This window comes from Actinoplanes sp. NPDC019969 (assembly GCF_055562375.1).
On the sequence record NZ_JBVHFK010000002.1, the window covers coordinates 495,396 to 522,073 of the forward strand.

The window sequence follows — 26,678 nt, forward strand, 5'->3', positions numbered from 1 at the left end:
ATCCACACGCCAGGCGGCGGATACCCCGAAAATGTCGTACGTGTGTTCCATAGTTGGCCTGTCAGGCACCGGCTGAGCCAACGGGGGTCATGCGATGAGCCAACTCGACGACTTCTTCGACGAGCAGAGCGAGATCATCAGCAGGTTCGGCTGGGCGGTGGTGCACGTGCTGCCGGAGGAGGACGACCCGGAGGGCACGGTCCCGTTCGCCTACACGGTCGGCCTCACCGGTTACGGCTTCCCCGAGCTCACCGTCGCCGGGCTGCCGCCGGAGACCGGCCATCTGCTGCTCAACGAGCTGGCCGGCCGGGTCGTCGACGAGGCCCTGCTGCTGCGGCACGGGCAGGTCATCCGCGGGCTGATCCTGGAGCAGGAGATCCGGATCGTGGCCGGCGAGATCGGCGAGACGCTGTTCCCCGGCGCCGCCCTGATGCGTTACGGCGAGGACCGGGTCCGCCTGCTGCAGGTCGCCTGGCCCGACCCGGACGACCGGTTCCCCTGGCAGAGCGGCTATGACACGGCAGGCTGCCCGCAGCCCACGATCGGCGCGATCCAGCCGCGGGCCGGGCAGCGGTGCGCCCGGTTCCGCGGCATCCCGGGCGGTCAGGCCCGCCGCGCCCAGCGACGCGGGGCGGCCGCCAGGAGACGCAGGGCATAAGGGGCGTCGTGCCGCAGATAACGGCCGGCCAGGCGGCGCGGCTCGACGCCGAGCCGGTGCGCCCATTCCAGGCCGGTGCGCTGCATCCAGCGGGGCGCCCGTTCCACGTCGCCGGCGACGAAGTTGACGGCGGCGCCGCATCCGACGAACCAGGTGTCCGGCAGGTGCGGCCGGAGCCGGTCGATCACGATCTCCTGCTTGGGGAAACCCAGGCCGACGAAGACCATGTCCGGCCGGGCGGCGACGACCCGATCGCACACCGCGGCGTAACTCTTCTCGTCCTGCTCGAAACCGAAATCAGGGCTGATCGTCCCGGCGATCCGCAGGCCGGGGCACCGCTCGGCGAGCCGGGCGGCGGCACGGGCGGCGCCGGCCCGCCGCCGGCCGGGGATCCCCGGGGCCCCGCCGATCACGAAGACGGAGCGGGCGTCACGGCCGAGGCCCTCCGACAGCGACCAGATCAGGCTGCTGCCGGCGACCCGTTCCGGTAACGGGGCCCCGCCGAGGCGGCTGGCCCAGACCAGTGGCATGCCGTCGGCCACGATCAGGTCGGCGTCGTCGAGGTGCCGGCGGACGCGTTCGTCGGCGGACGCGCGGCGCAGGATGTCGACGTTCGGGGTGATGATCCGGCCGCCGCGGCCACGGGCCAGGGACTCGCGGACCACGGCCACGACCTCGTCCTCGGTGATCCGGTCGATCCCGGTTCCGTCCAGGTGTACACGGTCGAAAGCCTCGATAGTCACCTAACGCCTCCTTTACCCTGCTTCACTCGTTACCAGAGCGAAACGAACGAAGGCGGGCCAAAGTGGCAGAAGTGCTATTTCTGGGTGGATTCGGGCGAAGCGGAACCACGCTCGTCGAACGCCTGCTCGGTGAGCTGCCCGGCGTGTGCGCCCTCGGTGAGGTCGTCCACCTGTGGCAACGCGACGTCCGCGACGACGAGCGCTGCGGCTGCGGCTCCCGGTTCTCCGGCTGCACGTTCTGGCGGCGGGTCGGCGATCTCGCCTTCGACGGCTGGTCGAACGTGGATGTCGACCGGGTGCACGCGCTGCGCGACGCGGTCGAGCGGACCCGGCACATCCCCCGCCTCGCCGCGGCCACCGCCGCCTCCGCCGAGGTCCGGGAGTACGCGTCGTACTACGCCCGGGTCTACGCCGCCGCCGCCGAGGTCTCCGGCGCCCGCGTGGTGATCGACTCCTCCAAGCACTCCGCGCTGGCCCACGTGCTGCGCTGGGCCGACGACGTCGACCTGCGGGTGGTGCACGTGGTCCGGGACGCGCGCGGCGTGGCGTACTCGTGGACCAAGACGGTGTCCCGGCCGGAGACCGACGGCGTGGACCAGATGACCCGCTACTCCCCCGGCCGCTCGGCGCTGCTGTGGAACGCGCACAACGCCGCCTTCGGCCTGCTCGCCCGCCGGGGCGTGCCGGTCCGCCGGATCCGCTATGAGGAGTTTGTCACCGACCCCCGGGCCGGACTGATCCGCCTGGCCGACTTCGCCGGCATCCCGCTGCGCCCGGACGACCTGGACTTCCTCCGCAACGGGCACGCCGACCTGAGGGTCGGGCACAGCGCGGCGGGCAACCCGATGCGGTTCACCGTCGGCCGGCTGCCGCTGCGACACGACGATGCCTGGGTCAGGGCGCTGCCCCGGGCGCAGCGCCGGCTGGTGGGCGCGGTCTGCGGACCCCTTCTCCGGGCGTACGGCTACCCGATCAACATCGCATCGGAGGCATGATGAACTGGCCGTCGGTCGGGGTCGTGATCCCCACCCGCAACCGTCCCGAGCTGGTCCGCCGCGCGATCGACGCGGTCCGCGGGCAGCGCTATCCGGGCGAGCTGAAGGTCGTCGTGGTCTACGACCAGACCGAGCCGGACTATCTGCTCGCCTCGACCGACGGCGTACCGGTGCTGGTGCTGACCAACTGGCGCGCCGCCGGGCTGGCCGGCGCCCGCAACACCGGCCTGCTGGCGCTGGACACCGAGCTGACCGCGTTCTGTGACGACGACGACCAGTGGGCGCCGGACAAGCTGCGCCGTCAGGTGGCCGCGCTGCTGGCCGAGCCGGAGGCGGAGTTCGCCACCTGCGCGATCGAGGTGGAATACGAGGGCCGGACGATCCCCCGGCTGGCCGGCCGGAGCCGGGTGACCGTGACCGACCTGGCCCGGTCCCGGATGGCGATGCTGCACTCGTCGTCGTTCCTGATCCGCCGGGAGGCCCTGGACCCGGAGCGGATCGGCCTGGTCGCCGAGGACGCGCCGGGCAGCCAGAACGAGGATTGGGATCTTCTCCTCAGGGCGGCTCGCCGCGCGCCGATCGTGCATCTGGACGAACCGCTGGTCCGGGTGCTCTGGGGCCGGACCTCGCACTACGCCTACGAGTACGCCACCAAGATCTCCTCGCTGCGCTGGATGATGCGGCGGCACCCGGAAATCAGCGGCTGCCGTCCCGGCGCGGCCCGGGTCTACGGTCAGCTGGCCTGCTGGTCGGCGGCGAGCGGTAACCGGAGCGCGGCCTGGCGGTACACCCGGGAGGCGGTCCGGGCGAACTGGAAGGAACCGCGGGCCGCCATCGCCCTGGCGGCGATGACCGGCGCGGTGAAGGTGGAGAACGTGCTGTCCGCCCTGCACAAGCGGGGCCGTGGTATCTGAGCTCACCCTTTCGAACTCACCCGATCGCAAGGTATTGTTCGAGTGTGTTCGAATTAGTGCGGCATTCCTGATGCTGGCGCCCCAACGACAGGCCGCGATCCTCGATCGTGTGCGCGCGAGCGGCGGGGTCCGGGTCACCGAGCTCGCCACCGAGTTCAGCGTCTCCGACATGACCATCCGCCGCGACCTGGAGGCGCTGGCCGAGCGCGGCCTGCTGGCGAAAGTACATGGCGGCGCGACCACGGTCAGTCCCGGTTCGGCGCACGAGCCGGGCTTCACCGCCAAGTCGGTGCGCGAGCGCGGGGAGAAGACGGCGATCGCGATGCGGGCCGCCGCCCTGGTGTCGCCCGGTGACGCGATCGCCCTCTCGGCCGGCACCACCACCGCGGAGCTCGCCGAGCGGCTCGTCGACGTTCCCGCGCTGACCGTGGTGACCAACTCGATCCCGGTCGCCGACGTGTTCTACCGGGGCGGCCGGGCGGACCAGACCGTGGTCCTGACCGGCGGGACACGGACCCCCTCGGATGCCCTGGTCGGCCCGGTGGCCGTCGCCGCCATCGGCGCCCTGCACCTGGACGTGCTGTTCCTGGGCGTGCACGGGATGAGCGAGCGCGCCGGTTACACCACCCCCAACCTGATGGAGGCGGACGTCAACCGGGCCCTGATCGAGGCGGCCGAGCGCTTGGTCGTGCTCGCCGACCACACCAAGTGGGGCACCGTCGGCATCTCCTCGATCGTCCCGCTGTCCCGCGCCGACGTCCTGATCACCGATGACGGGCTGGACGAGGGCGCTCGCCAGATCCTCATCGACTCCGTCCCTGAACTCGTGGTGGTGAACCCCCAGTGACCCCGACCCGCTCGAGCGTCCGTCTCTCCGACGGCCGTGAGCTGATCTACTTCGACGAATCCCCGGCCAGCGGCCGCGCCGGCTACCCGGACACCCGGCAGTTGCCGCCGCCTCCGCCGGCGTCGCAGTTGCGCTACGACCCGCTGACCGACGAGTGGATCGCGGTCGCCGCGCACCGCAACACCCGCACGTTCCTGCCGCCGTCGGACGCCTGCCCGCTCTGCCCGACGAGCGAGCGGTTCGCCAGCGAGATCCCCGCGCCGGACTACGACGTCGTGGTCTTCGAGAACCAGTTCCCGTCCTTCAGCGACCGGATCGTGCCCGACGAGATCACCCAGGTCACCGGCATGGTGCCGGTGCGCCCGGGGCTCGGCCGGTGCGAGGTCGTCTGCTTCACCAGCGATCACGACGCCGCCTTCGGGTCGCTGCCGGCCACCCGCGTCCGGACCGTCGTCGACGCCCTCGCCGACCGCACCGCGGAGATCTCCCGGATGCCCGGGGTGGCGCAGGTCTTCCCGTTCGAGAACCGGGGCGTCGAGATCGGCGTGACCCTGCACCACCCGCACGGCCAGATCTACGCCTACCCCACCGTCACCCCGAAGACCGCCGCCTACCTGCGGGCCGCCGAGCGGCACCGGGAGAAGACCGGGCGCAACCTGTACGCCGACGTCCTCGCCGCCGAGCAGGAGGCGAAGGTGCGGGTGGTCGCCGCCAACGAGCACTGGACGGCGTACGTGCCGGCCGCGGCGCGCTGGCCGTTCGAGGTGCACCTGGCCCCGCACCGGCAGGTTCCCGACCTGCCCGCGCTCACCGGCGCCGAGCGGGACGCGTTCGGCCCGCTCTACCTGGACGTCCTGCGCCGCTTCGACGGACTGTTCGGCAAGCCGATGCCGTACATCTCGGCCTGGCACCAGGCGGTCGTCGGCGAGGGCCGTGACCTGGGCTATCTGCACCTGCAGCTGTTCAGCATCCGGCGCGCGGCGGACAAGCTGAAGTTCCTGGCGGGGTCGGAGTCGGCGATGGGCGCCTTCGTCAACGACATCGTCCCGGAGGCCGCGGCCCAGCGCCTGCGCGACATCTGACCTTCCGGTGTGTTGAGTTCGGCCGTCATGCACGCCCGAACCCAACACGCGGAAAGCGCAGACCTGGCGTGTTGAGTTCGGCCGTCATGCACGCCCGAACCCAACACGCATAGGAACAGTGGGGAGGCCCGGGACAAGGCCTCCCCACTGTTCCAACGAACCGCGTGGATCCGGAGTTACGACCCGTAGTACGCGGTCTTCATGATCCGCTCGAGGTCCGCCAGCATCGGCATCCGCGGGTTCGCCGGCGCGCACTGGTCCAGGTACGCGTTCATCGCCTGCTGCGGGAGCGCGGTGAGGAACGCGTCCTCGTCCACGCCGGCGCCCTTGAACGACGCCGGGATCCCGACGGCCTCGCGGAGCCTTTCCACGGCCCGGGCGTACGACTCCACGCCCTGCTGCGGGGTGTCCGCCGGCAGGCCCAGGTGCCGGGCGATCTCCTGGAACCGCTCCGGGGCGATGTACCGCTCGTACTTGGGCCAGCTGTTCAGCTTCGACGGCACCGTGCCGTTGTGCCGGATCACGTGCGGCAGCAGGATCGCGTTGGTCCGGCCGTGCGCCACGTGGAAGCTGGCGCCCAGTGTGTGGGCCATGGCGTGGACGATGCCGAGGAACGCGTTGCCGAACGACATGCCGGCGATCGTCCCGGCGTTGTGCATCTTCTCCCGGGCGATCGGGTCGTCCGGGCCGGACGTGACCGCCCGCTCCAGGTTCTCGAAGATCAGCTTGATCGCGTGCAGGGCCAGCCCGTCGGTGAAGTCGCTGGCGTAGACCGACACGTACGCCTCGGTGGCGTGGGTCAGCGCGTCGAAGCCGCTGTCCGCGGTCACCACCGGCGGCAGGTCCCGGGTCAGGTGCGGGTCGATGATCGCCACGCTCGGGGTGAGCGCGTAGTCGGCCAGCGGGTACTTCTGCCCGGTGGCGGTGTCGGTGATCACCGCGAACGGGGTGACCTCGGCGCCGGTGCCGGACGTGGTCGGCACGCAGACCAGCTTCGCCAGGGCGCCCAGCGTCGGGAACTTGAAGGCCCGCTTGCGGACGTCGAAGAACTTCTCCTTCATGTCGGCGAAGTCCACGTCCGGGTGCTCGTAGAGCAGCCACATCACCTTGGCCGCGTCCATCGGCGAGCCGCCGCCGAGGGCGATGATGGTGTCCGGCCGGAACGAGCGCATCAGCGCCGCGCCGCCGCGGACCGTGTCGATGCTGGGCTCCGGCTCGACGGTGTCGATGATCTGGATGGTCACCGGCTCGGGGCGCTCGCGCAGCACGTTGCTGATCCGGTCGACGTAACCGAGCTTGGTCATGGTGTGGTCGGTGACGACGGTGACCCGGCGGACGTCGGGCATGTCCCGGAAGTACCGGATGGCGTGCGGCTCGAAGTACATCTTCGCCGGCACCTTGAACCACTGCATGTTGTTCGTCCTACGGCCGATGCGCTTGATGTTGAGCAGGTTGAGGGCGGAGACGTTGTCGGAGACCGAGGTGTGGCCGTAACTGCCGCAGCCGAGGGTGAGCGACGGACGGAAGCCGTTGTAGATGTCGCCGATGCCGCCCTGTGAGGCCGGCGCGTTCCAGATGATCCGGACCGCCTTCATCCGCTTGCCGAACCGCTCGGAGAACGCGGCGTCCTTGGCGTGCACCACGGCGCTGTGGCCGAGACCGTGGAACTCGACCATCTGCTCGGCGTACCGGATGCCCTGCTCCTCGTCCTCGGCGGTGAGCACGGCCAGGACCGGGCAGAGCTTCTCCCGGCTCAACGGCTCGGCCGGGCCGACCTCGGTGATCTCGGCGAGCAGGATCGAGGTGTCATCGGGCACCGCGAACCCGGCCTGACCGGCGATCCACACCGCCGACCGGCCGACCACCGCGGGGTTCAGCTTCCTGCCGTCCGGGAAGATCAACTTCTCCAGCAGTTCCTTCTCCTCCGGCCGCGCCACGTAGGCGTGCAGCCGGACGAACTCCCGGAGGGCGCGCGCGGCGATCGACCGGTCCAGGACGACGGCCTGCTCGGAGGCGCAGATCATGCCGTTGTCGAAGGTCTTCGACAGCACGATGTCGTGTGCGGCGCGGACCACGTCGGCGGACGGGTGCACGTACGCCGGGACGTTCCCGGCGCCGACCCCGAGGGCCGGCTTGCCGGTCGAGTACGCGGCCCGGACCATCGCGTTCCCGCCGGTGGCCAGGACGGTCGCGACGCCGGGGTGGTTCATCAGGGCGGCGGTCGCCTCGAGCGACGGCTCCTCGACCCACTGGATGCAGTTCTCCGGGGCGCCGGCCGCAATCGCCGCGTCCCGGACCACCTGCGCCGCCTCCGCGCTGCACCGCTGGGCGCTCGGGTGGAAGGCGAAGACGATCGGGTTCCGGGTCTTCAGGCCGAGCAGCGCCTTGAAGATGGTGGTCGAGGTCGGGTTGGTGACCGGGGTGACCGCGCAGACCACACCGACCGGGTCGGCGATCTCGGTGATGCCGTTGACGTCGTCGCGGTGGATGACACCGACCGTCTTCATCCCGGCCATGCTGTTGGTGACGTGCTCGCAGGCGAAGATGTTCTTGACGGCCTTGTCCTCGAAGACACCCCGGCCGGTCTCCTCGACCGCCAGGCGGGCCAGTTCGCCGTGCTTGTCCAGCGCGGCCACCGAAGCCTTGCCGACGATGTGGTCGACCTGCTCCTGGGTGAAGTCCGCGTACTCGGTCAGTGCCTTACCCGCGTTGCCCACCAGGACATCGATCTCAGTCACAGCCGCTCCTCTCCTGTCGGCTTCATCGTCGCCGACAGGAGAGGAGCGGTTGCAGGGTCGAAAGTCCCGCCGGATCAGGCCAGCTTGCGGGCCAGGTTCTCGTCGAGAGCGTTCATGAACTCGTCGGTGGAAAGCCACGGGGCGTCCCGGCCGATCAGCAGCGCGAGGTCCTTGGTCATCTGACCACCCTCGACGGTCTCGATGCAGACGCGCTCGAGCTTCTCGGCGAACTCGGTCACCTCGGGGGTGCCGTCCAGCTTCCCGCGGTGCTTGAGGCCGCCGGTCCAGGCGAAGATCGAGGCGATCGGGTTGGTCGAGGTCTTCTCGCCCTTCTGCCACTGCCGGTAGTGCCGGGTGACAGTGCCGTGCGCGGCCTCGGCCTCGACGGTCTTGCCGTCCGGGGTCATCAGCACGCTGGTCATCAGGCCGAGCGAGCCGAAGCCCTGGGCCACGGTGTCGGACTGCACGTCACCGTCGTAGTTCTTGCAGGCCCAGACGTAGCCACCCTCCCACTTCAGGGCGGCGGCGACCATGTCGTCGATCAGCCGGTGCTCGTAGGTGAGGCCGGCCTCCTTGAACTGGTCGGCGAACTCGGTCTCGAAGATCTCCGCGAACAGGTCCTTGAAGCGGCCGTCGTACGCCTTCAGGATGGTGTTCTTGGTGGAGAGGTAGACCGGGTAGTTGCGGGCCAGGCCGTACCGGAACGAGGCCCGGGCGAAGTCCCGGATCGACTCGTCGTAGTTGTACATCGCCATGCCGACGCCACCGGCCGGGAAGTCCGAGACCACGAACTCCATCGGCTCGGAACCGTCAGCCGGGGTGAAGGTGACGGTCATCTTGCCGGCGCTGGGCGCGACGAAGTCGGTCGCCTTGTACTGGTCGCCGTGGGCGTGACGGCCGATGATGATCGGCTTGGTCCAGCTCGGTACCAGGCGGGGCACGTTGCTCATGATGATCGGCTCACGGAAGACGACGCCGCCGAGGATGTTGCGGATCGTGCCGTTCGGCGACCGCCACATCTTCTTCAGGCCGAACTCCTCCACCCGCGCCTCGTCCGGCGTGATGGTGGCGCACTTGACGCCCACACCGTGCCGCTTGATGGCGTTGGCCGAGTCGATGGTGACCTGGTCGTCGGTCTCGTCCCGGTACTGGATCGACAGGTCGTAGTACTCGAGGTTCACGTCGAGGTACGGCAGGATCAGCTGCTCACGGATCTGCTTCCAGATGATCCGGGTCATCTCGTCGCCGTCGATCTCCACGACCGGGTTCTTGACCTTGATTTTCGCCATCGGCCGGCGCTCCTCTCCCGAAACACACGCTTAGCAGTACGAGCGTACTGCCCGCCCGCCGAAGATCGCCGGGCGGCCCCGTCAGACGGACCACCCACTACCATCCCAGGCCGGGACGAAGCGGCGCACCGAAAAGCAGGCAGTGGCGGTCGCCACTTAGCATTCAGCGGTGATCGACAATGTCTGGTGGGAACGCCACCGCAAGTGGGCCACGTTCCTGCTGATCGCGCTGCTGATCGGCCTCTTCGCGGCCGGCAAGTTCACCGTCACCGCCTACGCCGGCCTGGCCCGCCTGATCAGCGGCGGGCACTCCGGGGTCATGGCGGTCAGCGGCTGGGTGCTGTTCTTCGCACCGTTCCTGCTGGTCTGGCTGATCGTGCTGTTCACCACGCAGACCGCCGCCCGGACCCGGACCGCCGTCTGCATCGGCATCCTGTTCCTCGTGGTACCCAGCATCCTGCCGGTCTACCCCGGCGAGGCGAACTACTGGCTCGCCGACGCGGTCAGCGGGCCCGGCGGCAGCGCCGTCGTCACCGGCATGCGCAACGGCTTCCTCGGCGGGCTGGTGCCGTCGCTCGTCGCGCCGTTCGTGCTGTTCAACGACGCCCTCAAGGAGTCTTTGGGCGAGCGGGTCAGGCTGATCACCCTCGCCGTGCCGGTCGCGGCCTTCGTCATCGCGACAGTGGTCGCCGCCGTCCTGCTGGCACAACGCTGAAAAGGCCGGGGCGCGCACGCCCCGGCCCGTCGGATCAGCTCACGATCAGTGGTAGAAGTGCCGCGTCCCGGTCAGGTAGACGGTGACACCGGCCTTCTCCGCGGCTTCGATCACCAGGTTGTCCCGGATCGAGCCGCCCGGCTGGACCACGGCCGTCACACCCGCCGCGATCAGCACCTCGAGGCCGTCCGGGAACGGGAAGAACGCGTCCGAGGCGGCCACGCTGCCCGCGACCCGCTCGGTGCCGGCCCGGTCCACCGCCAGCTTCGCCGCATCGACCCGGTTGACCTGGCCCATCCCGACGCCCACCGTGGCGCCGTCACTGGCCAGCAGGATCGCGTTGCTCTTCACGCCGCGGATCGCCCGCCACGCGAAGGCCAGGTCGGCCAGCTGCTCCGTCGAGGCCGGCGTGCCGGTCGCCAGGGTCCAGTTCGCCGGGTCGTCGCCGTCGGCGTCGATCCGGTCCGCGGTCTGCACCAGCAGCCCGCCACCGACCTGCTTGATCTCCGCGGCCGGCGGGTTCCAGGCCGGGGCGACCAGCACCCGCAGGTTCTTCTTCTCCCGGAACAGCTCCAGGGCCCCGGCCTCGAAGGACGGCGCCACGATCACCTCGGTGAAGATCTCGCCCAGCTGGCGGGCCAGCTCGACGGTGACCTCACGGTTGACCGCGACGACGCCACCGAACGCCGAGACCGGGTCACAGGCGTGCGCCTTGCGGTGCGCCTCGGCCACGTCCGCGCCGATCGCGATGCCGCACGGGTTGGCGTGCTTGATGATCGCCACGCACGGCTCGGTGAAGTCGTTGGCGCTGCGCCAGGCCGCGTCCGCGTCGACGTAGTTGTTGTAGGACATCTCCTTGCCGTGCAGCTGCTCGGCCTGGGCCAGGCCGGCCGGCGCGGCCGGGTCGAGGTAGAGCGCGGCCTTCTGGTGCGGGTTCTCGCCGTACCGCAGGGTGTTCTCCCGGCGCAGCGCCAGCCCGTCGAACGCCGGCCACTCCGCCTCGTCGACCAGGGTGGCGGCGGTCCAGCGGGCGACGGCCACGTCGTACTCCGCGATGTCCGCGAAAGCCTGGGCGGCCAGCGCCTTGCGCTGCTTCAGCGTGAAACCGCCGGCGGCGGCGGCCTCAGCGACCAGCGGGTACGCCGCGGCGGACGTGACGACGGCGACCGAGGCGTGGTTCTTCGCCGCGGACCGGACCATCGCCGGGCCACCGATGTCGATCTTCGCGATGCAGTCCTCGACGCCCGCGCCGGAGGCCACCGTCTCGGTGAACGGGTACAGGTTGCTGACCAGCAGATCGAACGGCTCGATGCCGAGACCGGCGAGCTCCGCGACGTGGCCCTCCAGCCGCAGGTCGGCCAGCAGGCCGGCGTGCACCTTCGGGTGCAGCGTCTTGACCCGGTCACTGAGGATCTCCGGGAAACCGGTCAGCTCCTCCACCCGGGTCACCGGCACACCGGCCTTCTCCACGGTCGACGCGGTCGAACCGGTGGACACGATCTCCGCGCCGGCGGCGTGCAGCGCCTGCGCCAGCTCGACGATGCCGTCCTTGTACCAGACGCTCAGCAGCGCCCGCTTGATCGGACGACGACCCTCGTCAGTGGTCACGGAATCCGTACCTTTCTGTCCTGGATGGTCCAGCCCTCACGGACCAGGCGGCCGACACAGTCGACCAGCTGGGCCCGCTCGGCCACCTTGATGCGCTCGGTGAGCGTCTCCTCCGTGTCGTCGTCGAGCACGGGGACCACGGTCTGCGCGATGATCGGGCCGGTGTCCACACCGGCGTCCACGAAGAAGAGCGTCGCCCCGGCCACCTTCACCCCGTAGGCCAGCGCGTCCCGCGGCCCGTGGATCCCGGGGAAGGCGGGCAGCAGCGCGTTGTGGGTGTTGATGTACCGGTCGCCGAACGCGTCCAGGAACTGCTTGCCGGCGAGCTTCAGGAAACCGGCCGAGATCACCAGGTCGGGGCGGTGCTCGGCGACGTGCGCGGTGAGCGCGGCGTCCCAGTCGTCACGGGTCGGGTAGGCCTTCACCGAATCCACGAACGTGGGAACACCGGCGGCCGCGGCGTGCTCCAGGCCGGCGATCCCGTCCCGGTCGGCGCCGACGGCCACCACCACGGCGCCGTACGCCGGGTCGGCTGTCGCTTCGAGAAGAGCCTGCAGGTTGCTGCCCGAACCGGAGATGAGGACGACCAGGCGGGCGGGCGCGGGGGCAGTCACCTGTGCACCCTATCGCCGCGCGGTTGCCCGTCCCTTGCCGGGGCGTTTGGTGAACGCCCTCGTCGCGGCCGCCCCGGCGCCGACCGCCACGGCCACCACGATCGCGGCCATCACCCCGGTCTGCACCGGGTCCGGGCCGATCCGGGACAGCCGGCCGGAGCCGAGCGAGCCGCCGGACAGCCAGGCCAGCAGCCCCATCGCCAGACCGGCGACCGGACCGGCGAACAGGCCCGAGGCCAGCACCAGCGACCAGGACGGCTCGGTCACCGCCGTTCCGGGGCCACCCGCGCGCCAGGCGCTGTCCCGGCCGAACCGCAGCCGCTGGGTGAGCGCCCAGCCCGCGACCGCGCCGGCGATCACCGGCAGGGCCAGCAGCAGGGTGCCGGTCGCACCCATCGGGCCCTCCGGCAGGCCGGCGACCAGCGGCACCATCGGCGTCGCGCCGACCGTCACCTCGGTCATCCGGACCGTCGTGCCGGCGCCCAGCGCGAAACCCGGGCCGAGCAGGAAGGCGGTGGCCCAGATCGCGACGTTCACCGCGTACCCGATGCTGACCAGGGTGATCCCGGCCTGGCCGGCGACACCGGTCTGGTAGCCGGCGATGATGTCGGCGGCCTGCGCGCCGCCGAGCGCGACGGCCAGGCCACCGGCCACCGCGCCGGCGCCGAGGATCAGGAAGGCCGCGACCAGGCCGGCCCGGATGCCGTGGCGCATCGCCTGCGGCATCCGCCGGGCCAGGGTGGCGACGGCGCCGGTGCCGCGCAGGGCGCCGATCAGCGCCCCGGCGAAGCCGAGGATCAGGAAGTGCGCGGCGGTCCGCCCGATCGTCACGTCGGTGCCACGGCCGTCGACGAGGTACGCGGCCAGGGCGCCGACCAGCGCGTACGCCCCCGCGACCAGCACCGCGACGAGCAGCGCGCGCCCGGCCGACCCGCTGTGCCGGGCCCCGATCGCGCGGGTGACGTGCAGGCCCGCCCGGTTCAGCCGCCAGAGCATGAACGCCGTGAGCAGCAGCGGAGTCAGCGCGAGCGGGCCGATCGAGGTGCCGATCGGCACCCCGTGCCCGAGCAGCCAGCCGGCCAGCCCGGCGTGCGCGGCCCCGGCCAGGCCTCCGGATCCCTCCAGGGTGCGGGCCAGCCCGATCACCACGGCCACCGGCAGATAGCCGAGCAGGGCCGCCCAGAGGGTGGCGAAGAGTACCGCCACCAGCAGCGGGGCACGCCGGCCGCGGGGCGGGCGGCGCTGGATCGGTACCCGGACGGTCTCCCGGCGGCCCAGCATCGCGTCGTCGACGACCACCGTGTCGTGCTGCCGGTCGCCGCCGGTGTCGATCGCCTCGGTGGGCCGCTCGACCGGCTCGGCGGGCTCGGGCGCCGGCCGGTCCCGGTCGATGGCGGCGGTGTCCCGCACCACGGACTGAAGCGCCTCGGCGACCGCGAACGGGTCCTCCGAGCCGCCGGGCCGGTCGGTTGTGCTGGACATCGCGCCTACTTTTCCATGCCGTGGCCACTGCGGCGAGGCAGAAACGGCGGCGCGCCGCCGATCGGGTCCTCACCCGACCGACGGCGCGCCGTTCGCACTGCTGGGATCAGCTCAGGATGTCGCGCATGAGCTGGGCGGTCTCGGACGGCGTCTTGCCGACCTTGACGCCGGCTGCCTCGAGGGCGACCTTCTTGGCGTCGGCGGTGCCGGCCGAACCGGAGATGATGGCGCCGGCGTGGCCCATCGTCTTCCCGGGCGGCGCGGTGAAGCCGGCGATGTAGCCGACGACCGGCTTGGTGACGTTGGCCTTGATGAACTCGGCCGCCCGCTCCTCGGCGTCGCCACCGATCTCACCGATCATGACGATCGCGTCGGTGTCCGGGTCCTCCTGGAACGCCTTCAGCGCGTCGATGTGGGTGGTGCCGATGATCGGGTCACCGCCGATGCCGACCGCCGTGGAGAAGCCGAACTCGCGCAGCTCGTACATCAGCTGGTAGGTCAGCGTGCCGCTCTTGCTGACCAGGCCGATCCGGCCCTGCGGGGTGATGTCGGCCGGGATGATGCCGGCGTTGGAGGCGCCGGGCGACGCGATGCCGGGGCAGTTCGGCCCGATGATCCGGGTCTTCTCGCCCTTGGCGACGTTGTACGCCCAGAACGCCGCCGAGTCCTGCACCGGCACGCCCTCGGTGATCACCACGGCGAGCGGGATCTCGGCGTCGATCGCCTCGACGACCGCGGCCTTGGTGAACGCCGGCGGCACGAAGATGACCGACACGTCGGCGCCGGTCGCGGCGATCGCCTCGGCGACGGTGGCGAAGACGGGCAGCTCGGTGCCGTCGAAGTCCACCTTGGTGCCGGCCTTGCGCGGGTTGACACCGCCTACCACCTGGGTGCCCGCGGCGAGCATCCGCTTGGTGTGCTTGGAGCCCTCACCACCGGTGATGCCCTGGACGATGACCTTGGAGTCCTTGGTGAGCCAGATCGCCATTTAGTTCACTTCCCCGCAGCCGCGAGCTCGGCGGCCTTCTCTGCCGCTCCGTCCATCGTGTCGACCCGCGTGACCAGCGGGTTGTTGGCGCCATCGAGGATGGCACGGCCGGCCTCGGCGTTGTTGCCGTCGAGGCGGACCACGAGCGGCTTGGTGACGGTCTCGCCGCGCTCGGTCAGCAGGGCCAGAGCCTGGATGATGCCGTTGGCCACCGCGTCGCAGGCGGTGATGCCGCCGAAGACGTTCACGAAGACCGACTTCACGGCCGGGTCGCCGAGGACGATCTCCAGGCCGTTCGCCATCACCTGGGCGCTCGCGCCACCGCCGATGTCGAGGAAGTTGGCCGGCTTGACGCCGCCGTGCTTCTCGCCCGCGTACGCCACCACGTCCAGGGTCGACATGACCAGGCCGGCGCCGTTACCGATGATGCCGACCTCACCGTCGAGCTTGACGTAGTTGAGGTTCTTCGCCTTGGCGGCCTGCTCCAGCGGGTCGACCGCGGACTTGTCCTCGAGCGCCTCGTGGTCGGGGTGCCGGAAGCCGGCGTTCTCGTCCAGCGTGACCTTGGCGTCCAGCGCCAGCACCCGGCCGTCGCCGACCTTGGCGAGCGGGTTGACCTCGACCAGCGTGGCGTCCTCGGCGACGAACGCCTGCCACAGCTTCACCGCGATGTCGACGACCTGGTCGGCGACCTCGGCCGGGAACTTGGCGGCGGTCACGATCTCGCGCGCCTTCGCCTCGTCCACGCCCTTGCTCGCGTCGATCGCGATCTTGGCGACCCGCTCCGGGTCCTCCTCGGCGACCGTCTCGATCTCCATGCCGCCGGCGACGCTGGCGATGCAGAGGAACGTGCGGTTGGCCCGGTCCAGCAGGTAGGAGAAGTAGTACTCCTCCACGATGTCGGCCGTCTCGGCCAGCATCACCTTGTGGACCGTGTGGCCCTTGATGTCCATGCCCAGGATGTCGGTCGCGCGGGCCTCGGCCTCGTCCGCGCCGTCGGCCAGCTTCACGCCGCCGGCCTTGCCGCGGCCACCGACCTTCACCTGCGCCTTGACGACGACCTTGCCACCGAGGCGCTCAGCGATCGCCCGGGCCTCCTGCGGGGTCTCGGCGACACCGCCGCCCAGCACGGGCAGCCCGTGCCGTTCGAACAGGTCGCGCCCCTGATACTCGAACAGGTCCACGTGTCTCCTTTCGCTCGCGACGCCAAGCGCCGGCAAGCCGCACCATTGCGTCCCGACCTGTGTGCGCGGGGCAGCGCGGCGCGCCGCCAGCGTGAGGATCGTCGGGCCATCCGCAACCTGACGAATGACCCTCATCCGCAGACTAGCGACCGAATAGGGCCCCGTGCCCGCGCGGGTACAGGGTGTGCAAGACCACACACCAGAGGGACGAAATCGCAGCTCCGGGACGGTCGGGACCAATGTGCCCGGAGTTCCTGGCGAGATCGACCGGCGGCGTCCTGCCGGCGCGCGCGAAAAAGTCACGCGGGCGCGCGTAACCGCCCCGGGGAGGGGTCGTTGAGTGTGGTGTCGGAGCGCTGAGGCGCACCGCGAGGAAGCGGCCGATGCCCTGTCGGTCGAGGGGTGGCGGCGGGGCATCGCGCATAGAGAGGCCGGACGTGTGAGGGGTGCGTCCGGCCTCTCCCCTCGCTTCCGGCTGGTTCTCACGGCTGTCTCAGCGCCGGCGAGACAGCCGTGAGAACCAGCCGGGATCTCGCCTCAGGCGACCGGCGCCGCCACATTGGCGCGGACCCATTCGACGATGGATTCGAGTGAGGTACCGGGAGTGAATAGTGCGGCTACCCCGAGTGATTGCAATTCCGTGATGTCGTCGTCCGGAATGATGCCGCCGCCGAATACCACGATGTCGGACGCGTCACGCTCCGCCAACAGTTCCAGCACTCTCCGGAACAGCGTCATGTGCGCGCCGGACAGCACCGACAGGCCGATGCCGTCGGCGTCCTCCTGAATGGCGGTCTCCACGATCTGCTCCGGCGTCTGGTGCAGCCCGGTGTAGATCACCTCCATGCCGGCGTCGCGCAGGGCGCGCGCGATCACCTTGGCCCCGCGGTCGTGCCCGTCCAGCCCGGGCTTGGCGACGACGACCCTGATGCGTGCTTGCATGCTGACCCCTTCGGGCTCTCCGACCCCGGCGCCCAGCCGTCACGCGGGACGACCGCCGTGGTCACCTGAACGAACGGTAACCTGCCGCGCCGGGCCGGGGTAGCCGCTGACCACGGCCGATGAGCGAAGCGAATAGTTCTCTGGGTCACATTACTTTCCGTTTCGGCTCCCATTACGCACTGTTGCCGCAACGGGGTTCGGGAAACGTAATCAATTCGGACAATAGCTGATCAATGCAGACCAGGAACTGTCACGAAATTGGCGCTGCGACTTGTGACCCGGTCGCCGTTTCGTTACCGTGGCCACGGCTGTCACACAGGTTCCCCCACAGCGACAGCCCGGCCGGACCGACGTTCAACCCCTTTTCCCGGGATCTGAGCGCGCCGCGCCGCCGTAATGCCATCGACGGAGGGTCCTTCGTGCGTCAGCGCTTGTCGTCTGAGCCCGATCGCTATCGCGGCCGGCGTCGCGTTCCCACCCCTCCGCGCAGCCGCTACGCGGTCGTCGTCACCTCCGCGTTCATCGGCGCCGGCGTCGTCGCTCTCGGCGCCGCCTCGAACCTCCCGGATCAGAAGGCCGTCGACCCCGAGATCCTCCAGGGGATGTCGCAGAAATCGCAGGTCGCCACCCAGGCCCTGGAGGATCGCGAGGGCTCGAAAGCCGCCTCCCGTGGCGAGAACCGGCAGGCCAGCACCGAGCTGACCGCCGAGCAGGCCGCCCACGACGTCTACATGCTCCCCCTCGACGAGTACGAGTTCACCTCCGGCTACGGGGTCCGCTTCGGTCAGCTGCACGCCGGCATCGACCTGGCAGCCCCGGACGGCACGCCCTACAAGGCGATCCACAGCGGCACCGTGACCCAGGTCGGCTACAACGGCGGGTACGGCAACTCGATCACGATCAAGCAGGACGACGGCACCGAGATCATCTACGCCCACTCCCGGCGCACGCTGGTGGACAAGGGCGCGAAGGTGCAGGCCGGCCAGGTGATCGGCGAGGTGGGCAACACCGGTTACTCGTACGGCACGCACCTGCACCTCGAGGTCCACGTCAACGGCACCCCGACGGACCCGATCACGTTCCTGCTGCAGCGCGGTGTCGACGTCAAGCTTCAGATGGAGACCTTCTACGGTCTCCCTGCCGGCCAGGCCTCCTGACGTCTCCTGTTTCCTGACCGGGACACTCGAAACCTCCCCGGTTGCAGGTCGGTAGAACTCGGCTTCACCCTCTCAGCGCTCCCGGCTCCCGGACCGACAGGCATGTGACAAGCGAACGTCACGGCCGTCGGGGAGGAACAACCGCGTGGGGCAGCATTCGTCATCCGGTCGAGGCGGCCGGCACCGCCAGGAGAATCTGCACCGGCACCGCGCCCCGGCGTTCCCCGCGCTCTTCGCCACCCGCAGCCGTTCCGCGCTGTCGGTCACCGCGCTGAGCGCCACCCTGGCCGCCGGTGTCGGCGTCGCCGGTGTGGCGGCCTCGGCCGCCCCGGCCGGTCACGGCGGCTCCGGCCTGCCGACCGCCGCGCACGCCACCGCCGCGCTGCCGATCGTCCCGCCGCCCGGCGACGACGCGCCCGCGAAGTTCCCGGAGCCGTTGCCGGAGCTGGAGTCCGGCGGGAGCCCGGCCGCCGCCCCGGTACGCCTGAAGAAGCGCCCGACCCCCGAGGTCACCTGGGTCAACCCGAACCCGGCCGCCCGCACCACGTCGTGCTTCGGCCCGCGCTGGGGCCGCCTGCACGCCGGCGTCGACCTGGCCGCCCCGCACGGCACGCCGATCGTCGCTGCCGGCGCCGGTGTGGTGGTGGCGGCCGGCCCGCACGGCGGTTACGGCAACGCGGTCCTGATCGACCACGGCGACGGCTGGCTCACCCACTACGGTCACCTGTCGGCGATCGACGTCGCGGTCGGGCGACGCGTTCGGGCCGGCGAGCGGATCGGCGCGGAGGGCTCGACCGGGCATTCGACCGGCCCGCACCTGCACTTCGAGGTGCACCAGGGGCACTTCAAGAACCCGGTCGAGCCGACGGCGTGGCTGCGCGCCCACGGTGTGGAGATCCCCGGCTGCTCCTGACGTGTGGGACATCCATCACTGTTATCGCGTGACATCGACGTCGTTTGGCTCTCTCCGCGGGACGTCGGTTAATGTGCCCCCAACATTTCGCTCAACATCGGGGTCACACTTGTTCCGCAAGATTGCTATCAACCTGGCCGCTGTCATCGCGGTCACCGCCGGTGTGCTGGCCGGCTTCGCTGGTCCCGCGTCCGCCGCCGAGGGCCCGTACAAGATGCAGCCCTACAACAACGATTACTGCATTCACCCCGCCGGCTACTCCTCGGCCGCCGTCGCCGTCGAGCAGAACCTGTGCGAGGGTGGCAGCAACCGTAACTGGATCTGGACCAAGGCCAACAACTACTGGAAGATCAAGTACCGCAACGGCAGCAAGTGCATCGCGGTCACCAGCGACACCTCGCCGATCAAGACCCAGACGTGCAACACCACCGCCGGCGAGCGGTGGCTGCCGATCTTCGGTTTCAAGTCCGGTGGCGTCGACTACTACCAGCTGAAGAACGCCACCAGCGGCAAGTGCATGGCCATCCCGAACAACACGCGGGGCGCCGACCTGTACCAGGCCACCTGCAGCTCCTCGCGGGCTCAGTCCTTCACCTGGAACCTGGTCTGATCCGCGGCTTCCGGTAAAACCGATAACTGCGGCGGGACATCGTCCCGCCGCAGAAACCCCAGCGTGTGGATATGCGGCGCGTGTAACGGCCGAAATCCACACGCTGTCGGTGGTTTTACAGTTTGTCGATCGGGGCGTGCCGGAGGACCAGCCACATCACCTGGTCGCCGAAGTCGATCTGCGCCCGCGCGCCCGGGCCCTGCCCCTCCACGGCCAGCACCCGGCCCAGACCGTACCGCTGGTGGTTGACCCGGTCGCCGGGATCCACCTTCGGCGCCTGTTTCAGCTCGCTCGCCGTGGACAGCCTGCTGGCGTCGATGCCGAGCCGTTCGGCGATCCGCTGCGCCTTCGGTGTGCCGCCGGAGAAGCCACCACCACGCTGACGGTCGCCACCACCACGGCCGCCGACCCCGCCACCGGTGCCGGACCATGAGGTGTACGACCCACCGGTCCGCTCCCAGCGCACCAGCTCGGCCGGCAGCTCGTCGGTGAACCGGGACGGCGGGTTGTACTGCGGCTGGCCCCAGGCGGACCGGGTCACCGCGCGGGACAGGTAGAGCCGCTGCCGGGCCCGGGTGATGCCGACGTAGGCCAGGCGGCGTTCCTCCTCCAGCTCGGTGTTGTCGCCGAGCGCCCGCATGTGCGGGAACACGCCGTCCTCCAGGCCGGTCAGGAACACCACCGGGAACTCCAGGCCCTTGGCGGTGTGCAGGGTCATCAGGGTGACGACGCCCTGGTTCTCCGGGTCGTCGTCGGGCAGCTGGTCGGCGTCGGCGACCAGGGCCACCTGCTCCAGGAACCCGGCCAGCGTCGCGACCTGCTCCTCGTCCTCCGAGGCGAGGGATTCGACGCGCTCGGTGTACTCCCGGGCGACGCTCACCAGCTCCTGCAGGTTCTCCACGCGGCCCTGGTCCTGCGGGTCGAGGCTCTCCTCCAGCTCGCCGAGCAGGCCGGACCGCTGCAGGACCGCCTCCAGGACCTCCTCCGGCGGGGCGGACAGCGCCAGCACCCGCAGGTCGTCGAGAAGCCGCACGAAGTCGGTGATGCTGTTGAGCGCGCGGGTGGAGATGCCGGGCGCGTCCTTGGCCCGGCGCAGCGCCTGGCCGAACGAGATCCGGTCGCGGGACGACAGCGCCTCGACACACGCCTCGGCCCGGTCGCCGATGCCGCGTTTCGGCGTGTTCAGCACCCGGCGGAGGCTGACGGTGTCGTCGTCGTTCACGATCGCGCGCAGGTAGCCCAGCGCGTCACGGACCTCCTTGCGCTCGTAGAAGCGCACCCCGCCGACCACCTTGTAGGGCAGGCCGACCCGGATGAACACCTCCTCGAACACCCGGGACTGCGCGTTCGTCCGGTAGAACACCGCGACGTCACCGGGCCGCACGTCGTGGTTGTCGGTGAGCCGGTCGATCTCCCGGGCCACCCAGTCGGCCTCGGCGTGCTCGGTGTCGGCGACGTAGCCGACGATCTGCTCGCCCTGCCCCTGGTCGCTCCACAGCCGCTTGGGCTTGCGGGAGGTGTTCCGGTCGATCACCGCGTTGGCGGCGGTCAGGATGGTCTGGGTGGAGCGGTAGTTCTGCTCCAGCAGGATCGTGCGGGCCTGCGGGTAGTCCCGCTCGAACTCCAGGATGTTGCGGATCGTCGCGCCCCGGAACGCGTAGATCGACTGGTCGGCGTCACCGACGACGCACAGCTCGGACGGGTCCTCGACGTCGACGCCGACCAGCTCGCGGATCAGCGTGTACTGCGCGTGGTTGGTGTCCTGGTACTCGTCGACCATGACGTGCCGGAACCGGCGGCGGTACGCCTCGGCGAGGTGCGGATGCGACTGGAACAGGTGCACCACGGTCATGATGATGTCGTCGAAGTCCAGCGCGTGCGCCTCACGAAGCCGGCGCTGGTACAGCGTGTAGGCCTCGGCGACGGCCCGCTCGTTCGGCCCCTTCGCGCCCTTCGCGAACTCGTCCGGCTCGACCAGCTCGTTCTTCAGGTTCGACACCTGGGCGGCCAGGCTCCGGGCGGTGTACCGCTTCGGGTCCAGGTCGAGCTCGCGGGCGACCAGCGTCATCAGGCGGCGCGAGTCGTCGGCGTCGTAGATGGAGAAGGTGCTCTTCAGCCCGGCGTGCTCGTGCTCGGCCCGCAGGATCCGCACGCACGCCGAGTGGAACGTCGACACCCACATCAGCCGGGCGCGCGGGCCGACCAGGGCGGCGACCCGCTCCTTCATCTCACCGGCGGCCTTGTTGGTGAAGGTGATCGCCATGATCTCGCCGGGGTGCACGCCGCGCTCGGCCAGCAGGTAGGCGATCCGGTGGGTGAGCACCCGGGTCTTGCCGGAACCCGCGCCGGCCACGATGAGCAGCGGCGACCCGGCATGGGTCACCGCGTCCCGCTGGGGGCCGTTGAGGCCGGTGAGCAGGGCCGCCGGATCGAGCCGGCTCGGGGCCGGCCGTGGCGCCGCCGGAGTCCGCACCGGGGGCAGGGCGAACAGGGCGTCGGAAGGTTCTGAGGAAGGTCGCATCGCGGGAGCCAGTGTATGCCGCCCCACCGACACGAATCCGCCGCCCGACACCCGTACACATCAAGGTTGAGCAATGAATCTGTCACCCCGAAGTGGTGGCGATGCATCGACCGGTCCACCAGGCTGTCCGGGTCGACGAAAAAATCTCTCCGATCGGGGGACCCATGAAGATGCGGCGTCACCTTGCCGCCCCGGCGGCCCTTCTGGCCGCGGCCGGCGTGCTCACGGCGATCCCTGGCACCCGGTCCGAGGCGGCCGGGTTCGCCCCGGTCACCGTCTCCTACGGGAAACCAACCGGGGCGGTGGTGAAGGGCCAGATCCTCAGCTACAACGACTTCCACGGGGCGATCGACCCACCGACCGGCAGCGGCGCGGTGGTCAACGCCAGTGGCGTCAGCACTCCGGCCGGCGGCGTGGAGTACCTGGCCACGGTGCTGAAGAGGCTGCGCGCGGAGAGCCCGGCGACGATCACGGCCGGGGCCGGCGACCTGATCGGCGGAACTCCGCTGGTCAGCGCGGCGTTCCACGACGAGCCGACGATTGAGCTGATGAACCAGATCGGGTTGCAGGTCAGCTCGGTCGGCAACCACGAGTTCGACGAGGGCGTGGCCGAGCTGCTGCGGATCCAGCGCGGCGGCTGCCACCCGGTCGACGGATGCCAGGACGGCGACCCGTACCGGGGCGCCCGCTTCACCTATCTGGCGGCGAACACCATCGACAAGAAGACCGGCAAACCGATCCTGCCGCCGGTCAGTGTCCGGTACGTCGGCGGCGTCCCGATCGGGTTCATCGGCATGACCCTGGAGGGCACGCCGCGGATCGTCAACCCGGCCGGCATCAAGGACGTGACCTTCACCGACGAGGTGGAGACCGCCAACAAGTGGAGCCGGGTGCTGACGTCGTACGGGGTGAAGGCGCAGGTCCTGCTGCTGCACGAGGGCGGCTCGCAGGGTTCGGCCACGCCCACGCCCGGCGTCTCGGACTGTGTGAACTTCACCGGCCCGGTCGTCGGAATCGTCGCCGGCCTGGACCCGGCGATCGGCGCCGTGATCTCCGGGCACACCCACCGCTTCTACTCGTGCGCGCTGCCCAACCGCGCGGGCACGAAGACCGTCGTCACCAGCGCCGGCACCAACGGGCAGCTGGTCACCGACATCGACTACACGCTGGACCGCCGAACCGGCCGGTTCACCGGGATCAGCGCGCGGAACGTGATCGTCGAGAACGGGGTGCCGGACGGCAACGGCGGCTGGCTCAAGGACGCCTCCGGCGCCTACCTGCGCAACCCGGACACCGTCGACGCGGCAGCGAAGAAGGTCGCCGACAAGTACCGCACCGCTGTCGCCCCGATCGCGAACCGGCTGGTCGGCAGCATCAGCGCGGACATCGTCCGGGCGAACAACGCGGCCGGCGAGAGCCCGCTCGGTGACGTGATCGCCGACGCGCAACTCGCCTACACGCGGTCCGCCGGCGCCCAGATCGCGCTGATGAACCCGGGTGGCATCCGCGCCGACCTGGACGCCGACCAGTCCAGCGGCGGCGAGCCCTACGGCCAGGTGACGTACGGGGAGGCCTTCACCGTCCAGCCGTTCAACAACCTGGTCGTCACCCAGAGCTTCAGCGGCGCCGAGCTCAAGGACGTCCTGGAGCAGCAGTTCGTCGGGTTCGCCGGGCAGACCGCCCAGCGGATCCTGCAGGTGTCGGCCGGCCTGACCTACACCTGGAGCGCGTCGGCGGCCCCCGGTTCCAAGGTCACCGGCCTGGCGCTCAACGGCACGCCGATCGACCCGGCCGCCACCTATCTCGTCACCACCAACGACTTCCTGGCCAACGGCGGCGACGGGTTCAGCAATCTGACACTGGGCGACGGGCGGGTCACCGCGCCCGGCTTCGACGTGGACGCGCTCGTCGCGTACCTGGCGACCGGCCCGATCGCGCCCGGCCCGGCCGATCGGCTGACGACCATCCCCTGATCAAGCCCCTGTTCCTGTCCCAACACTCGGGCGGTTTCCTTGCGGGACCGTCCGGGCCGGGGGCATACTCGGCTCGTGATCCAGCAGGCGCGATTTTTTTCCTATGGCACCGGACGCCCGGCAGCCGTAGGTCGCTCCTGATCTCCAGACCTACATCAAGCCCCGGGCCGGCCAGCTCGGGGCTTGATGCTTTCCGGGCCGGGCCGGCCGGAACTCCAGCACCCGAGGAGCAGGAAATGACCGTCGACGTGATGGACCAGACCACCGGCGCGGGCGAGGAAGAGGCCGCCGCCAAGATCCGTGCGATCCGTGAGCGGATCAACGAGATCGACAAGACGATCATCGATCTCTGGCTGGAGCGGGCCGCGCTCTCCCAGGAAGTCGGCAAGACCCGGATGGCCAGCGGCGGGACCCGCCTGGTGCTGGCCCGGGAGCGGGAGATCATCGAGCACTTCCGTGAGGCGCTCGGCCCGGACGGCACCCAGGTCGCGCTGCTGCTGCTGCGCTCCGGCCGCGGACCGCTCTGACCTTCTCCTCCTTGCGGGTGCGCCTGCCGTTGTCCGCGCCGTCACGGCCGCGGGTGGCCCGTACCGGAAAGAAGAGAGACGCACCGCGACGGGCAGGGAAACCATGCCCGTCGCGCGTCTTTCAATGAACGCGGCTGATCTCGGCGAAGTGGCAGGCGCTGGGGTGCGGCGAACGCTCCCGGATCTGCAGCACCGGCTCCTGCTCGGCGCAGACGTGCTGTGCCTTCCAGCAGCGGGTGCGGAAACGGCAGCCGGACGGCGGATCCGACGGTGACGGGACCTCGCCCTCCAGGACGATCTGGTTGCGGTGGCCCCGCAGGCGCGGGTCCGGCACGGGCACCGCGGAGAGAAGCGCCTGGGTGTACGGGTGGGTCGGCTGATCGTAGATCGCCACGTCGTGACCCTGCTCGACGATCTTGCCGAGGTACATCACGGCGACCCGGTCGGAGATGTGCCGCACCACCGACAGATCATGCGCGATGAAGATGTACGACAGCCCGAAGTCGTCCTGCAGCCGCTCCAGCAGGTTGATCACCTGGGCCTGGATCGACACGTCCAGCGCCGACACCGGCTCGTCGCACACGATGATCTCCGGCCGCAGCGCGAGCGCCCGGGCGATGCCGATGCGCTGCCGCTGGCCACCCGAGAACTGATGCGGGTACCGGTTCACGTGGTCCGGGTTGAGGCCCACCGTGTCGAGCAGGTCCTGCACTGCCTGGTGCCGCTTGCCCTTCGCCACCACGTCCGGGTGGATCTCGAACGGCTCGCCGATGATGTCGCCGACCGTCATCCGCGGGTTGAGCGAGGTGTACGGGTCCTGCATCACCATCTGGATGTTGCGGCGGGCCCGGCGCAGATCACCGCCCTTGAGCCGGGCCATGTCCTGCCCGCGCACCATGACCGAACCGGCCGTCGGCTTCTCCAGCCCGACCAGCAGCTTCGCCAGTGTCGACTTGCCGCAGCCGGACTCGCCCACCACGCCGAGGGTCTCGCCGCGCCGCAGGCGCACGTCCACCCCGTCGACCGCCCGCACCTGCTTGAAGTGCTTGACCAGGCCGCGGGTCTCGAGGACGACGTCAGTCACCGAGGACCTCCCGGAAGAAGTGACAGCGAGCGGTACGGCGCGGCGCGATCGCATAGGCCGGCGGCGGCGGATCCTGGCGGCACGGGTCCTTGGCGTACCGGCAGCGCGGGTTGAACGCGCACCCCTGCGGGATGTCGGTCAACGCCGGCGGCAGGCCGCGGATCACGCTGAGCTGCTGGCCCTTCAGGTCGAGCCGCGGGATCGATTCGAGCAGGGCGCGGGTGTACGGGTGACCGGGGCGGGCGTAGATGTCATGGACCGGCGCCTCCTCGATGACCCGGCCGGCGTACATGACCGAGATCCGGTCGGCGACGTCGGCGACCACGCCCATGTCGTGCGTGATCAGGATGAGGCCCATGTTGCGCTGCCGCTGCAGCTCCGCGAGCAGGCCCATGATCTGCGCCTGCACCGTCACGTCGAGCGCGGTGGTCGGCTCGTCGGCGATCAGCACCTCGGGGTCGAGCGCCAGCGCCATGGCGATCATGACGCGCTGCCGCATACCGCCGGAGAACTGGTGCGGGTAGTCGTCGACCCGGCTCCGCGCCCCCGGGATCCGGACCTGATCGAGCAGGTCCACGGCCCGGTTCTTGGCGTCCGCGCGGGACATGCCGCGGTGCACCCGGAACAGTTCGGCGAGCTGGAAACCGACGGTGTAGACCGGGTTCAGCGCGGACAGCGCGTCCTGGAAGACCATCGCGATCCGGTTGGCCCGGACCCGGCGCCGTTCCGCCTCGCGCAACTGCTGCAGGTCGACGCCGCGGTAGCGGATCTCGCCCTTGGTGACGCGGCCGGGCTTCTCCACGATGCCCATGATCGCGCTGGCGGTCACCGACTTGCCGCAACCCGACTCGCCGAGGATCGCCAGGGTCTCGCCGGGGCTCAGCCAGAAGTTCGCCCCGTTGACCGCCTTGGCCACCCCGTCGCGGGTGTGAAATTCCACGTGCAGGTCGCTGACCTGCAGCAGCGGCGCCCGCGGGTCCATCCCGGGCAGTACGTCCATCTGCGCCTTGATGTCGGTCATTCGTTCCCCGCAGCCTGGGCTTCGTCGTCGGTCATGAGATCACCGCGGCCTGGGCCTCGTCGTCGGTCATGAG

23 protein-coding genes are annotated in these 26,678 nt (G+C 70.4%); 11 read left to right on the top strand and 12 right to left on the bottom strand.

The window, feature by feature from the left end:
* Positions 1-94: 94 nt before the first annotated feature.
* Entirely contained in the window at positions 95-658 is a 564-nt protein-coding gene (locus ACZ3II_RS08775) for a DUF4262 domain-containing protein (RefSeq protein WP_465517020.1), read from the top strand.
* Here ACZ3II_RS08775 and ACZ3II_RS08780 read toward each other — a convergent pair.
* Positions 604-1,401: a WecB/TagA/CpsF family glycosyltransferase gene (locus ACZ3II_RS08780; protein ID WP_465517021.1), complete on the bottom strand. Its 798-nt coding sequence runs from the start codon at positions 1,399-1,401 to the stop codon at positions 604-606. The genes ACZ3II_RS08775 and ACZ3II_RS08780 overlap by 55 nt on opposite strands.
* Before the next feature lie 62 nt (positions 1,402-1,463).
* On the opposite strand from ACZ3II_RS08780, the gene ACZ3II_RS08785 reads away from it, so the two are divergent.
* The 4 genes from ACZ3II_RS08785 (at position 1,464) to galT (ending at position 5,239) form a co-directional block, all read left to right on the top strand.
* On the top strand, positions 1,464-2,396 hold the full coding sequence (locus ACZ3II_RS08785; protein ID WP_465517022.1) for a sulfotransferase family protein: 933 nt from the start codon (positions 1,464-1,466) through the stop codon (positions 2,394-2,396).
* Positions 2,396-3,310 carry a glycosyltransferase family 2 protein gene (locus tag ACZ3II_RS08790; RefSeq protein WP_465517254.1) on the top strand — a complete coding sequence of 305 codons (915 nt, stop codon included), beginning with the start codon at positions 2,396-2,398 and terminating at the stop codon, positions 3,308-3,310. The genes ACZ3II_RS08785 and ACZ3II_RS08790 overlap by 1 nt, the downstream gene beginning before the upstream one ends.
* 70 nt (positions 3,311-3,380) lie before the next feature.
* Positions 3,381-4,157, top strand: a complete 777-nt coding sequence (locus ACZ3II_RS08795) for a DeoR/GlpR family DNA-binding transcription regulator (protein ID WP_465517023.1) — start codon at positions 3,381-3,383, stop codon at positions 4,155-4,157.
* Positions 4,154-5,239, top strand: a complete 1,086-nt coding sequence (gene galT, locus ACZ3II_RS08800) for a galactose-1-phosphate uridylyltransferase (protein ID WP_465517024.1) — start codon at positions 4,154-4,156, stop codon at positions 5,237-5,239. The genes ACZ3II_RS08795 and galT overlap by 4 nt, the downstream gene beginning before the upstream one ends.
* Before the next feature lie 176 nt (positions 5,240-5,415).
* Here the strand turns inward: galT and adhE are convergent, their stop codons facing one another.
* Together adhE and ACZ3II_RS08810 are read right to left on the bottom strand one after the other, a co-directional pair.
* Complete coding sequence (gene adhE / locus ACZ3II_RS08805) at positions 5,416-7,977, bottom strand: bifunctional acetaldehyde-CoA/alcohol dehydrogenase (protein WP_465517025.1); 2,562 nt, start codon at positions 7,975-7,977, stop codon at positions 5,416-5,418.
* 74 nt (positions 7,978-8,051) lie between these two features.
* A complete protein-coding gene (locus ACZ3II_RS08810) occupies positions 8,052-9,266 on the bottom strand; it encodes an NADP-dependent isocitrate dehydrogenase (RefSeq protein WP_465517026.1) in 1,215 nt (404 codons plus the stop codon).
* A gap of 169 nt (positions 9,267-9,435) precedes the next feature.
* On the opposite strand from ACZ3II_RS08810, the gene ACZ3II_RS08815 reads away from it, so the two are divergent.
* Entirely contained in the window at positions 9,436-9,981 is a 546-nt protein-coding gene (locus tag ACZ3II_RS08815; protein ID WP_465517027.1) for a hypothetical protein, read from the top strand.
* Positions 9,982-10,026: 45 nt separating this feature from the next.
* Here ACZ3II_RS08815 and purH read toward each other — a convergent pair whose 3' ends face one another.
* The 6 genes from purH to ACZ3II_RS08845 form a co-directional block, all read right to left on the bottom strand.
* Complete coding sequence (gene purH, locus ACZ3II_RS08820) at positions 10,027-11,589, bottom strand: bifunctional phosphoribosylaminoimidazolecarboxamide formyltransferase/IMP cyclohydrolase (protein ID WP_465517028.1); 1,563 nt, start codon at positions 11,587-11,589, stop codon at positions 10,027-10,029.
* Positions 11,586-12,203 carry a phosphoribosylglycinamide formyltransferase gene (gene purN / locus ACZ3II_RS08825; RefSeq protein ID WP_465517029.1) on the bottom strand — a complete coding sequence of 206 codons (618 nt, stop codon included), beginning with the start codon at positions 12,201-12,203 and terminating at the stop codon, positions 11,586-11,588. Before purN ends, purH begins: the two co-directional genes overlap by 4 nt.
* 9 nt (positions 12,204-12,212) lie before the next feature.
* A complete protein-coding gene (locus ACZ3II_RS08830) occupies positions 12,213-13,685 on the bottom strand; it encodes a cell division protein PerM (RefSeq protein WP_465517030.1) in 1,473 nt (490 codons plus the stop codon).
* Between the two features lie 106 nt (positions 13,686-13,791).
* Positions 13,792-14,673 carry a succinate--CoA ligase subunit alpha gene (gene sucD / locus ACZ3II_RS08835; RefSeq protein ID WP_208467398.1) on the bottom strand — a complete coding sequence of 294 codons (882 nt, stop codon included), beginning with the start codon at positions 14,671-14,673 and terminating at the stop codon, positions 13,792-13,794.
* A gap of 5 nt (positions 14,674-14,678) precedes the next feature.
* Positions 14,679-15,857: an ADP-forming succinate--CoA ligase subunit beta gene (gene sucC, locus ACZ3II_RS08840; RefSeq protein ID WP_465517031.1), complete on the bottom strand. Its 1,179-nt coding sequence runs from the start codon at positions 15,855-15,857 to the stop codon at positions 14,679-14,681.
* 537 nt (positions 15,858-16,394) lie between these two features.
* Positions 16,395-16,799, bottom strand: coding sequence for a cobalamin B12-binding domain-containing protein (locus tag ACZ3II_RS08845; protein ID WP_465517032.1), 405 nt, complete (start codon positions 16,797-16,799; stop codon positions 16,395-16,397).
* Positions 16,800-17,218: 419 nt separating this feature from the next.
* Between ACZ3II_RS08845 and ACZ3II_RS08850 the strand changes: the two genes are divergently transcribed.
* The 3 genes from ACZ3II_RS08850 to ACZ3II_RS08860 all read left to right on the top strand — a co-directional run bounded on the left by ACZ3II_RS08850 (position 17,219) and on the right by ACZ3II_RS08860 (position 19,479).
* Positions 17,219-17,956 (top strand): M23 family metallopeptidase, encoded by a 738-nt coding sequence (locus ACZ3II_RS08850; RefSeq protein ID WP_465517033.1) that lies wholly within the window; start codon positions 17,219-17,221, stop codon positions 17,954-17,956.
* A gap of 145 nt (positions 17,957-18,101) precedes the next feature.
* Positions 18,102-18,869, top strand: a complete 768-nt coding sequence (locus tag ACZ3II_RS08855) for a M23 family metallopeptidase (protein ID WP_465517034.1) — start codon at positions 18,102-18,104, stop codon at positions 18,867-18,869.
* A 109-nt stretch (positions 18,870-18,978) separates the two neighbouring features.
* A complete protein-coding gene (locus ACZ3II_RS08860) occupies positions 18,979-19,479 on the top strand; it encodes an RICIN domain-containing protein (protein ID WP_465517035.1) in 501 nt (166 codons plus the stop codon).
* A gap of 115 nt (positions 19,480-19,594) precedes the next feature.
* Here the strand turns inward: ACZ3II_RS08860 and pcrA are convergent, their stop codons facing one another.
* The gene (gene pcrA / locus ACZ3II_RS08865) at positions 19,595-22,000 is read right to left on the bottom strand and encodes a DNA helicase PcrA (RefSeq protein ID WP_465517036.1); all 2,406 of its coding nucleotides are present in this window, start codon (positions 21,998-22,000) and stop codon (positions 19,595-19,597) included.
* 170 nt (positions 22,001-22,170) lie between these two features.
* Here pcrA and ACZ3II_RS08870 point away from each other — a divergent pair, with 170 nt between their 5' ends.
* Together ACZ3II_RS08870 and ACZ3II_RS08875 are read left to right on the top strand one after the other, a co-directional pair.
* Complete coding sequence (locus tag ACZ3II_RS08870) at positions 22,171-23,973, top strand: bifunctional metallophosphatase/5'-nucleotidase (protein ID WP_465517037.1); 1,803 nt, start codon at positions 22,171-22,173, stop codon at positions 23,971-23,973.
* A 236-nt stretch (positions 23,974-24,209) separates the two neighbouring features.
* Positions 24,210-24,500, top strand: a complete 291-nt coding sequence (locus ACZ3II_RS08875) for a chorismate mutase (protein ID WP_465517038.1) — start codon at positions 24,210-24,212, stop codon at positions 24,498-24,500.
* Between the two features lie 121 nt (positions 24,501-24,621).
* On the opposite strand, the gene ACZ3II_RS08880 is transcribed toward ACZ3II_RS08875, so the two are convergent.
* On the bottom strand, positions 24,622-25,584 hold the full coding sequence (locus ACZ3II_RS08880) for an ABC transporter ATP-binding protein (protein ID WP_465517039.1): 963 nt from the start codon (positions 25,582-25,584) through the stop codon (positions 24,622-24,624).
* The gene (locus tag ACZ3II_RS08885; protein ID WP_465517040.1) at positions 25,577-26,605 is read right to left on the bottom strand and encodes an ABC transporter ATP-binding protein; all 1,029 of its coding nucleotides are present in this window, start codon (positions 26,603-26,605) and stop codon (positions 25,577-25,579) included. Before ACZ3II_RS08885 ends, ACZ3II_RS08880 begins: the two co-directional genes overlap by 8 nt.
* Between the last annotated feature and the right edge of the window lie 73 nt (positions 26,606-26,678).

Coding starts and splice junctions, on each gene's coding strand:
- ACZ3II_RS08775 (WP_465517020.1), top strand. CDS start 95: ATGAGCCAACTCGACGACTTCTTCGACGAGCAGAGCGAGATCATCAGC.
- ACZ3II_RS08790 (WP_465517254.1), top strand. CDS start 2,396: ATGAACTGGCCGTCGGTCGGGGTCGTGATCCCCACCCGCAACCGTCCC.
- ACZ3II_RS08795 (WP_465517023.1), top strand. CDS start 3,381: ATGCTGGCGCCCCAACGACAGGCCGCGATCCTCGATCGTGTGCGCGCG.
- ACZ3II_RS08810 (WP_465517026.1), bottom strand. CDS start 9,266: ATGGCGAAAATCAAGGTCAAGAACCCGGTCGTGGAGATCGACGGCGAC.
- ACZ3II_RS08830 (WP_465517030.1), bottom strand. CDS start 13,685: ATGTCCAGCACAACCGACCGGCCCGGCGGCTCGGAGGACCCGTTCGCG.
- sucD (WP_208467398.1), bottom strand. CDS start 14,673: ATGGCGATCTGGCTCACCAAGGACTCCAAGGTCATCGTCCAGGGCATC.
- ACZ3II_RS08845 (WP_465517032.1), bottom strand. CDS start 16,799: ATGCAAGCACGCATCAGGGTCGTCGTCGCCAAGCCCGGGCTGGACGGG.
- pcrA (WP_465517036.1), bottom strand. CDS start 22,000: ATGCGACCTTCCTCAGAACCTTCCGACGCCCTGTTCGCCCTGCCCCCG.
- ACZ3II_RS08870 (WP_465517037.1), top strand. CDS start 22,171: ATGCGGCGTCACCTTGCCGCCCCGGCGGCCCTTCTGGCCGCGGCCGGC.
- ACZ3II_RS08875 (WP_465517038.1), top strand. CDS start 24,210: ATGACCGTCGACGTGATGGACCAGACCACCGGCGCGGGCGAGGAAGAG.
- ACZ3II_RS08885 (WP_465517040.1), bottom strand. CDS start 26,605: ATGACCGACATCAAGGCGCAGATGGACGTACTGCCCGGGATGGACCCG.